Consider the following 9,384-nt stretch of genomic DNA (forward strand, 5'->3'; position numbering starts at 1 on the left):
TTAAGGAGAACGGCATGAACCAAGAGGTCATGAATCTTTTCAATCCTCAGGCTCCGGCACAGACGTTCGATTCCATCAGAATCTCGATTGCCAGCCCTGAGAAGATTCTGTCCTGGTCATATGGCGAGATCAAAAAGCCGGAGACGATCAACTATCGTACGTTCAAACCTGAACGCGATGGTCTCTTCTGTGCGCGTATCTTTGGCCCGATCAAGGATTATGAATGCTTGTGCGGCAAGTACAAGCGCATGAAATATAAAGGCATCATCTGCGAAAAGTGCGGCGTCGAAGTGACCTTGTCGCGCGTCCGCCGCGAGCGTATGGGCCATATTGAACTGGCAGCACCAGTTGCGCATATTTGGTTTTTGAAGTCGCTTCCGAGCCGTATTGGAACATTGCTGGATATGACGCTCAAGGATATTGAGCGCGTCCTTTACTTCGAAAACTATATCGTTACCGAACCCGGTCTGACTTCACTGAAAGAACATCAACTTCTTTCGGAAGAAGAATATATGATCGCGGTTGATGAGTTTGGTGAAGATCAGTTCACAGCGCTGATCGGCGCGGAAGCGATTTTTGAGCTGCTGGCGTCGATGGAGCTTGAATCGATCGCGGCTGATCTGCGCGTTGAGTTGGCCGAAACTACATCGGAACTCAAGACTAAAAAGCTGATGAGGCGTCTCAAGGTCGTTGAGAACTTCATTGAATCCGGTAACCGTCCGGAATGGATGATCATGAAGATCGTCCCAGTTATTCCGCCGGATCTTCGCCCACTTGTTCCGCTAGACGGCGGTCGCTTTGCGACTTCGGATCTTAACGATCTCTATCGTCGCGTGATCAACCGTAACAATCGCTTGAAGCGTTTGATTGAGCTGCGGGCGCCTGGCATCATTATCCGTAACGAAAAGCGTATGCTTCAGGAAGCTGTTGATGCGCTGTTCGATAATGGTCGTCGTGGCCGTGTGATCACCGGTGCGAATAAACGTCCGCTGAAATCACTGTCCGACATGCTTAAAGGTAAGCAGGGTCGTTTCCGTCAGAACTTGCTTGGTAAGCGCGTCGACTATTCCGGTCGTTCGGTTATCGTGACAGGTCCTGAGTTGAAATTGCACCAGTGCGGCTTGCCAAAGAAGATGGCTCTGGAACTGTTCAAGCCATTTATCTATGCGCGTCTTGATGCCAAGGGGTTCTCGTCGACTGTTAAACAGGCGAAGAAACTCGTTGAAAAAGAACGTCCGGAAGTTTGGGATATTCTCGACGAAGTTATTCGTGAGCACCCAGTTCTACTGAACCGTGCGCCAACGCTTCACCGTCTTGGTATTCAGGCGTTTGAACCTGTACTGATTGAAGGTAAGGCCATTCAGCTGCACCCGCTCGTTTGTACTGCGTTTAACGCAGACTTTGACGGTGACCAGATGGCTGTCCACGTGCCGCTTTCGCTGGAAGCACAGCTTGAAGCGCGTGTGCTGATGATGTCAACGAACAACATCCTGCATCCGGCAAATGGTGCGCCTATTATCGTGCCTTCGCAGGATATGGTTCTTGGTCTTTATTATCTGTCGATTGAAGCAGAGAATGAGCCAGGGCAGGGCATGGCGTTCGCCGATATGGGTGAATTGCAGCACGCGCTGGAACATAAAGTTGTTACACTGCACGCCAAGATTAAAGGTCGGTTCAAGACGATTGATGCCGATGGCAATCCAGTTTCCAAGATCTACGAAACCACTCCGGGTCGTATGATCATTGGTGAATTATTGCCAAAAAATGCGGCAGTGTCGTTCGATATCTGTAATCAGGAGATGACGAAGAAAAACATCTCCAAGATGATCGATCACGTTTATCGTCATTGCGGCCAGAAAGAGACGGTCATTTTCTGTGACCGGATCATGCAGCTTGGCTTTGCCCATGCGTGTAAGGCAGGTATTTCCTTTGGTAAGGATGACATGGTCATTCCAGACACAAAGGCAAAGATCGTTGCCGAAACTGAAGCGCTTACGACGGAATATGAACAGCAGTACAATGACGGTCTGATTACTCAGGGCGAAAAGTACAATAAGGTTGTTGATGCCTGGGGTAAGGCGACTGACAAGATCACTGAAGAAATGATGGCCCGCATCAAGGCTGTTGAATTCGATCCGGTGACTGGTCGTCAGAAGCAGATGAACTCGGTCTACATGATGTCGCATTCGGGTGCCCGTGGGTCGGTCAACCAGATGCGTCAGCTTGGCGGTATGCGTGGTCTTATGGCCAAGCCGTCGGGTGAAATTATTGAAACCCCGATCATTTCCAACTTTAAGGAAGGTCTCACCGTTAACGAGTACTTTAACTCGACACACGGTGCCCGTAAGGGTCTGGCTGATACGGCGTTGAAGACGGCTAACTCGGGTTATCTGACACGCCGTCTGGTTGACGTGGCACAGGATGCGATTATTTCGGAAGTCGATTGCGGTGCCGAAGTTGGTCTAACCATGCAGCCGATCGTTGATGCTGGTCAGATCGTTGCTCCAATTGGACAGCGTGTTCTGGGCCGTACGGCGCTTGATCCTATCCTGCATCCGCAAACGGGAGATGTTATCGTCGAAGCGGGTCGCTTGATTGAAGAAAAAGACGTCGAAATCATCGAGAAAGCCGGAATTCAGTCGATCCGTATTCGCTCGGCTCTGACATGTGAAACCCGTAACGGCGTTTGCGCGAAGTGCTATGGTCGTGACCTTGCACGCGGTACACCGGTTAACCAGGGTGAAGCTGTGGGCGTTATCGCAGCGCAGTCGATCGGGGAGCCCGGTACTCAGCTGACAATGCGTACTTTCCACCTTGGTGGAACAGCGCAGGTCGTCGATTCCTCTTACCTTGAAGCTTCCTATGAAGGTAAGGTGACGCTGCGTAACCGCAATGTGGTTCGCAACTCTGATGGCAACTTGGTTGTCATGGGCCGCAATATGGCTGTTCTCATTATCGATGAAACCGGTAAGGAACGTGCAGTCCATCGCGTCACCTATGGTTCGCGTCTCTTTGTTGATGATGGCGATATCGTCAAACGTGGTCAGCGTATTGCGGAATGGGATCCATATACCCGTCCGATCCTGACGGAAGTCGAAGGTACTATCGAATTTGAAGATCTCGTTGATGGTATTTCGGTTTCGGAAACCACAGATGAGTCTACCGGTATTACCAAGCGCGTGGTCATAGATTGGCGTTCCACTCCACGTGGGGCGGATCTCAAGCCTGCTATGGTCATTAAGGATAAGAACGGTAAGATCGCCAAGCTGTCGAAGGGTGGCGAAGCACGCTTCATGCTTTCGGTTGAAACGATTCTGTCGTTTGAACCCGGTGCGCATGTGAAGGCCGGTGACGTGATTGCACGTCTGCCAATGGAAAGCGCGAAGACCAAGGATATTACCGGTGGTCTGCCACGCGTTGCCGAGCTGTTTGAAGCTCGTCGTCCAAAGGATCATGCAGTTATCGCGGAAATTGATGGTACCGTACGCTTTGGCCGCGACTATAAGAACAAGCGTCGTATCATTATTGAACCAAATGACGAGACGATCGAACCCGCTGAATATCTGATCCCGAAAGGTAAGCCGTTCCATCTTCAGGATGGTGACGTTATCGAAAAGGGTGAATATATCCTCGATGGCAACCCGGCACCGCATGACATTCTGGCGATTAAGGGTGTAGAGGCACTTGCGTCTTACCTCGTTAATGAAATCCAGGAAGTCTATCGTCTGCAGGGTGTTCTGATCAACGATAAGCACATTGAAGTCATCGTTCGTCAGATGCTTCAGAAGGTCGAAATCACCGAATCCGGTGACACGGGTTATATCCCGGGCGATCATGTTGATCGTATCGAACTTGATGAAATTAATGATCGTCTTATTGAAGAAGGCAAAAAGCCAGGTGCCGGCAATCCCGTATTGTTGGGTATCACAAAAGCTTCGCTTCAAACGCCTTCATTCATCTCGGCGGCCTCTTTCCAGGAGACGACACGCGTACTTACCGAAGCCGCAGTTGCAGGCAAGGTCGATACGTTGCAGGGTCTCAAGGAAAACGTCATCGTTGGACGTCTTATCCCGGCAGGTACTGGCGGCATGACGAACCAGATTCGTCGTATTGCAACCGCTCGCGACGAGCTGATCATCGACGAGCGTCGCAAATCAGCCGGTTCGTCCGAAGCAAATGCGATGTTGACGGATATGACCAATAGTGCAGCGGAATAAAACTGCTGTTAGCGAAACAAAAAGCCGCCTGTCGAGGCGGCTTTTTTTATGACTGCTAGTGTCTGACGAAATGAGAAGAGGCGCAGTTTCGGCTAGTCAAACGATTTGGCTGTCTGAAACTATTCGGTCTCGTCGCCATCGAATTCTATCAAGGCGACTTGCCCCGATAGGGCGGTTTGCCAAGCACTCTTGTGTGGTTCTTCTTCTGGTTGATCGGTAAGGATCGCCATTTCGAGAAGCTCAGCCTGGTCATATCCTTCGTCTGCTAGGATATTGAGAACTGTTTGAACAAGATCTTCGTTTTCATCTGATTGTAGTAGCAAATGAACTTCAACAGATTCTTCTTCTCCCTCGTTCCAAACCTCGGCTATGACGAGGTGGACCGATTGCGAATCGTTGTCTGTGGATTGGGTGGAAGAAGACATTGATGATTCCTTAACATTGTGTTGAGTGTCGACTCAGTTTTGATTAAATAGTGCCTGCTAGTCGCAAGAGACCATGAATAGCTGCAAAATTCGCAGATTTGATACTAAATAATGCAAATATGCTGCGAAACTAGCCTATGAAGCTCTCAGAACGAAGCTAAAATACGTCGATCTGGCGCTAGCAAGCAGAAACTTAACCCGTAGCCCTTGACGAAAAGCCGAGAAACACGTATCAGCACCTCATCTGAGCCGATGTGAGGCTGGCTTTTTCGGAGCGACACGTTCTGAAGTTCGCCTCAAACAGGGTTCGTTTTACGATCGAAATGCAACTTGCCGTTCGCATGAAGCAATAGCTTCCTCTGCTTTTGTTCGGGGTGGCCGCAGATGGTGTGGCTGGTCCCGAATTTTGTGCATGAGCACTCCGGTGAAACGGCCCTTCTGGGGCGCTGATACGAGATTTTATATAGAGGAAGGTTTGGATGCCTACCGTAAACCAGCTGATCCGCAAGCCGCGCACTGCCCCGGTGAAGCGTAATAAGGTTCCTGCTCTGCAGGCCAACCCGCAGAAGCGCGGCGTTTGCACCCGCGTTTATACGACAACCCCAAAGAAGCCGAACTCGGCTCTTCGTAAGGTTGCCAAAATTCGTTTGACTAATGGCTTTGAAGTTATTGGTTATATTCCAGGTGAAGGGCACAACCTTCAGGAGCACTCTGTGGTTATGATCCGTGGCGGTCGCGTAAAGGACTTGCCAGGTGTGCGTTATCACATTGTTCGTGGTGTTCTTGATACGCAGGGTGTCAAAAACCGTAAACAGCGCCGTTCCAAGTACGGTGCAAAGCGTCCGAAGTAAGAATTTTCCGGGGATACCGGCCGCCAAAATGGCGAGTTGAGCCCGATGTAATTGAAAGTTGAGACGAAATGTCCAGACGCCATAGAGCAGAAAAGCGTGAGATTAATCCGGATCCAAAGTTCGGTGATCTCGTCATAACTAAGTTCATGAATGCGATCATGCTTCATGGCAAAAAGTCGGTTGCCGAAGGTATCGTTTATGGTGCTTTTGATTCAATCGAAGCCAAAGCAAAGTCCGATCCTCTTGCGCTGTTTCATCAGGCGCTCGATAATGTGGCTCCGCACGTGGAAGTTCGTTCGCGTCGCGTCGGTGGTGCAACCTATCAGGTTCCGGTTGATGTTCGTGCAGAACGTCGTCAGGCGCTCGCTATCCGCTGGCTGATTAATGCCGCGCGCGGTCGTAACGAAACCACGATGATTGATCGTTTGGCGGGTGAACTGCTTGATGCAGCTAACAACCGTGGTTCTGCTGTGAAGAAGCGTGAAGACACGCACCGCATGGCTGAGGCCAACCGCGCATTCTCGCATTACCGCTGGTAATCGTCGAACCCTATTCAAAGAGCAAGAACATGGCCCGCGAATATAAAATCGAAGACTACCGTAATTTCGGTATTATGGCGCATATTGACGCCGGTAAGACTACGACGTCAGAGCGTATTCTGTACTACACGGGCAAGAGCCATAAGGTTGGTGAAACCCATGATGGTTCTGCCACGATGGACTGGATGGCGCAGGAGCAGGAGCGTGGCATCACGATTACCTCTGCTGCGACGACTACGTTTTGGACCGGTCGCGACGGTAAGAAGCGCCGTTTTAACATCATCGACACTCCGGGCCACGTTGACTTCACGATTGAAGTAGAACGTTCGCTCCGTGTCCTTGACGGTGCAATTGCGCTTCTTGATGCGAATGCTGGCGTGGAGCCGCAGACAGAGACTGTTTGGCGTCAGGCTGAGAAATATCATGTACCGCGCATGGTTTTCGTCAACAAAATGGATAAGATCGGCGCAGATTTCTATCGCTGCGTTGATATGATCAAGACCCGTCTTGGTGCTGTTCCGCTTGTGATCCAGCTGCCAATCGGTGCCGAGAACGAATTCGAAGGCGTTGTCGATCTGATCGAGATGAAATCCTATACTTGGGACGGTTCAATCGGTGCAGACACGGTCGTTGGTGAAGTTCCTACGGACCTTCAGGCTAAAGCTGAAGAATTCCGTGAAAAGCTGATCGAAACTGCCGTTGAAGTCGATGAAACCGCAATGGAAGCTTATCTGGAAGGCAATATGCCTTCGAATGATGAGCTGCGCGCTCTGATCCGTAAAGGAACGATTTCTGTTCAGTTCCACCCAGTTCTGTGCGGTACTGCGTTTAAGAACCGTGGTGTTCAGCCTCTGCTTGATGCAGTTGTTGATTATCTTCCGGCTCCGAACGAAGTTCCAGCGATCAAGGGCATCGATGTAAAGACCGAAGAAGAAACCACGCGTGAATCTTCGGATGAGGCACCGCTTTCCTTGCTGGCCTTTAAAATCATGAACGATCCTTTTGTGGGTTCGTTGACGTTCGCTCGTATTTATTCGGGTAAGCTGACCAAAGGTGTTTCGCTTGAAAACACCGTAAAAGGAAAGCGTGAACGTATTGGCCGTATGCTGCAAATGCACTCAAACAGCCGTGAAGACATTGATGAAGCTTTTGCTGGCGACATCGTTGCTCTGGCTGGTCTGAAGGAAACCACAACGGGTGACACGCTTTGTGATCCGCTGAAGCCGGTTATCCTTGAGCGCATGGAATTCCCAGATCCGGTTATCGAAATCGCGATTGAACCAAAGACCAAAGCTGACCAAGAAAAGATGGGCATTGCGCTCAATCGTCTGGCGGCTGAAGATCCATCCTTCCGCGTTAAGTCTGACGAAGAATCTGGTCAGACCATCATCGCAGGTATGGGCGAACTTCACTTGGACATCCTTGTTGATCGCATGAAGCGTGAATTCAAGGTTGAAGCAAACGTTGGTGCTCCACAGGTTGCATACCGTGAGACGATCACGCGTCAGGCAGAAGTAGACTACACCCACAAGAAGCAGTCCGGTGGTTCGGGTCAGTTTGCACGCGTCAAGATTATATTCGAACCGCATGAAGGCGACGATTTCATCTTTGATTCAAAGATCGTTGGTGGTGCAGTTCCGAAAGAATATATTCCAGGCGTTCAGAAGGGTATTGAAAGCGTCATGGGTGCGGGTCCACTTGCTGGCTTCCCGATGCTCGGCGTGAAAGCTACCCTGGTTGACGGTGCTTACCACGATGTTGACTCCTCTGTGCTCGCTTTCGAAATCGCTGCTCGCGCAGCATTCCGTGAAGGTGCGCAGAAGGCTGGTGCACAGCTTCTTGAGCCAATTATGAAGGTCGAGGTTGTTACACCAGAAGATTATGTGGGTGACGTGATTGGTGATCTGAATTCGCGTCGCGGTCAGATTTCCGGCACTGAAGCTCGCGGTATCGCCACGGTAGTCAACGCAATGGTTCCGCTGGCCAATATGTTTGGTTATGTGAACAGCCTGCGTTCGATGTCACAGGGCCGTGCGCAGTACACGATGCAGTTCGACCATTATGAGCCGGTTCCGACTGCGGTTGCACAGGAAATCCAGAAGAAATTCGCGTAACTTTCGGTTGCGCCAAATAGTAAAATAAGCCTGAGCAGGCTAGATATTAGGAGAGCTCAGATGGCAAAGAGCAAGTTTGAACGTACTAAGCCCCACGTTAACATTGGCACCATTGGTCACGTTGACCACGGTAAGACCACGACGACGGCTGCGATCACCAAGTTTTTCGGTGACTTCCGTGCATATGATCAGATTGATGCTGCACCGGAAGAAAAGGCTCGTGGTATCACCATTTCAACGTCCCACGTTGAATATGAAACGGAAAACCGTCACTACGCGCACGTCGACTGCCCAGGTCACGCTGACTATGTTAAGAACATGATCACCGGTGCGGCGCAGATGGATGGTGCTATTCTGGTGGTTTCGGCTGCTGATGGCCCAATGCCGCAGACCCGCGAGCACATTCTGCTTGCACGTCAGGTTGGTGTTCCTTCGCTTGTCGTATTCCTGAACAAATGCGATCAGGTTGACGATGAGGAATTGCTGGAACTGGTCGATATGGAAGTTCGTGAACTTCTGTCGAACTACGACTTCCCAGGTGATGAAATTCCTATCATCCGTGGTTCCGCTCTTGCGGCTCTTGAAGACTCCAACAAAGAGCTGGGCGAAGATGCAATTCGTAAGCTGATGGAAGCGGTTGACACCTATATCCCAACCCCAGAGCGTCCAGTTGATCAGCCATTCCTGATGCCAATTGAAGACGTGTTCTCGATTTCGGGCCGTGGTACTGTTGTTACTGGTCGTGTTGAGCGCGGTATCGTTAAGGTTGGTGAAGAAGTTGAGATCGTTGGTATTCGCCCAACGTCCAAGACGACTGTTACCGGCGTTGAAATGTTCCGCAAGCTGCTCGATCAGGGTCAGGCTGGTGACAATATTGGTGCACTGGTTCGTGGTGTTGGTCGTGAAGACGTTGAGCGTGGTCAGGTTCTCTGCAAGCCAGGTTCGGTTAAGCCACACACCAAGTTCAAGGCAGAAGCTTATATTCTGACCAAGGAAGAAGGTGGTCGTCATACGCCATTTTTCACCAACTACCGTCCACAGTTCTACTTCCGTACGACTGACGTGACCGGTATTGTGACGCTGCCAGAAGGCACGGAAATGGTTATGCCTGGTGACAACGTCTCGGTTGATGTTTCACTCATCGTGCCGATTGCTATGGAAGAGAAGCTTCGCTTCGCTATCCGTGAAGGTGGCCGCACCGTTGGTGCAGGCATCGTAGCTTCGATCATCGAATAAAT

The 9,384-nt window shown here is 50.5% G+C and carries 6 protein-coding genes; 5 read left to right on the forward strand and 1 reads right to left on the reverse strand.

Annotation, left to right across the window (positions count from 1 at the left end; genetic code table 11):
- Positions 1-14: 14 nt before the first annotated feature.
- Positions 15-4,217, forward strand: coding sequence for a DNA-directed RNA polymerase subunit beta' (gene rpoC, locus C7374_RS04985; RefSeq protein ID WP_111574501.1), 4,203 nt, complete (start codon positions 15-17; stop codon positions 4,215-4,217).
- A gap of 119 nt (positions 4,218-4,336) precedes the next feature.
- On the opposite strand, the gene C7374_RS04990 is transcribed toward rpoC, so the two are convergent.
- Positions 4,337-4,642, reverse strand: coding sequence for a hypothetical protein (locus tag C7374_RS04990; protein WP_111574502.1), 306 nt, complete (start codon positions 4,640-4,642; stop codon positions 4,337-4,339).
- 479 nt (positions 4,643-5,121) lie between these two features.
- Between C7374_RS04990 and rpsL the strand changes: the two genes are divergently transcribed.
- From rpsL to tuf, 4 genes are all read left to right on the forward strand, one after another.
- Positions 5,122-5,493 carry a 30S ribosomal protein S12 gene (gene rpsL / locus C7374_RS04995; RefSeq protein WP_111574503.1) on the forward strand — a complete coding sequence of 124 codons (372 nt, stop codon included), beginning with the start codon at positions 5,122-5,124 and terminating at the stop codon, positions 5,491-5,493.
- A 68-nt stretch (positions 5,494-5,561) separates the two neighbouring features.
- Positions 5,562-6,032: a 30S ribosomal protein S7 gene (gene rpsG / locus C7374_RS05000; RefSeq protein WP_111574504.1), complete on the forward strand. Its 471-nt coding sequence runs from the start codon at positions 5,562-5,564 to the stop codon at positions 6,030-6,032.
- 29 nt (positions 6,033-6,061) lie between these two features.
- Complete coding sequence (gene fusA, locus C7374_RS05005) at positions 6,062-8,146, forward strand: elongation factor G (protein WP_111574505.1); 2,085 nt, start codon at positions 6,062-6,064, stop codon at positions 8,144-8,146.
- Between the two features lie 60 nt (positions 8,147-8,206).
- The gene (gene tuf, locus C7374_RS05010) at positions 8,207-9,382 is read left to right on the forward strand and encodes an elongation factor Tu (RefSeq protein ID WP_111574493.1); all 1,176 of its coding nucleotides are present in this window, start codon (positions 8,207-8,209) and stop codon (positions 9,380-9,382) included.
- Positions 9,383-9,384 lie beyond the last annotated feature (2 nt).

The sequence above is a fragment of the Falsochrobactrum ovis genome (genome assembly GCF_003259955.1).
GTDB lineage: Bacteria > Pseudomonadota > Alphaproteobacteria > Rhizobiales > Rhizobiaceae > Brucella > Brucella ovis_A.

What these genes read in the sequence shown, in the direction of transcription:
- rpoC (WP_111574501.1), top strand. Translation starts at nt 15, where the DNA reads ATGAACCAAGAGGTCATGAATCTTTTCAATCCTCAGGCTCCGGCACAG.
- C7374_RS04990 (WP_111574502.1), bottom strand. Translation starts at nt 4,642, where the DNA reads ATGTCTTCTTCCACCCAATCCACAGACAACGATTCGCAATCGGTCCAC.
- tuf (WP_111574493.1), top strand. Translation starts at nt 8,207, where the DNA reads ATGGCAAAGAGCAAGTTTGAACGTACTAAGCCCCACGTTAACATTGGC.
- rpsL (WP_111574503.1), top strand. Translation starts at nt 5,122, where the DNA reads ATGCCTACCGTAAACCAGCTGATCCGCAAGCCGCGCACTGCCCCGGTG.
- fusA (WP_111574505.1), top strand. Translation starts at nt 6,062, where the DNA reads ATGGCCCGCGAATATAAAATCGAAGACTACCGTAATTTCGGTATTATG.
- rpsG (WP_111574504.1), top strand. Translation starts at nt 5,562, where the DNA reads ATGTCCAGACGCCATAGAGCAGAAAAGCGTGAGATTAATCCGGATCCA.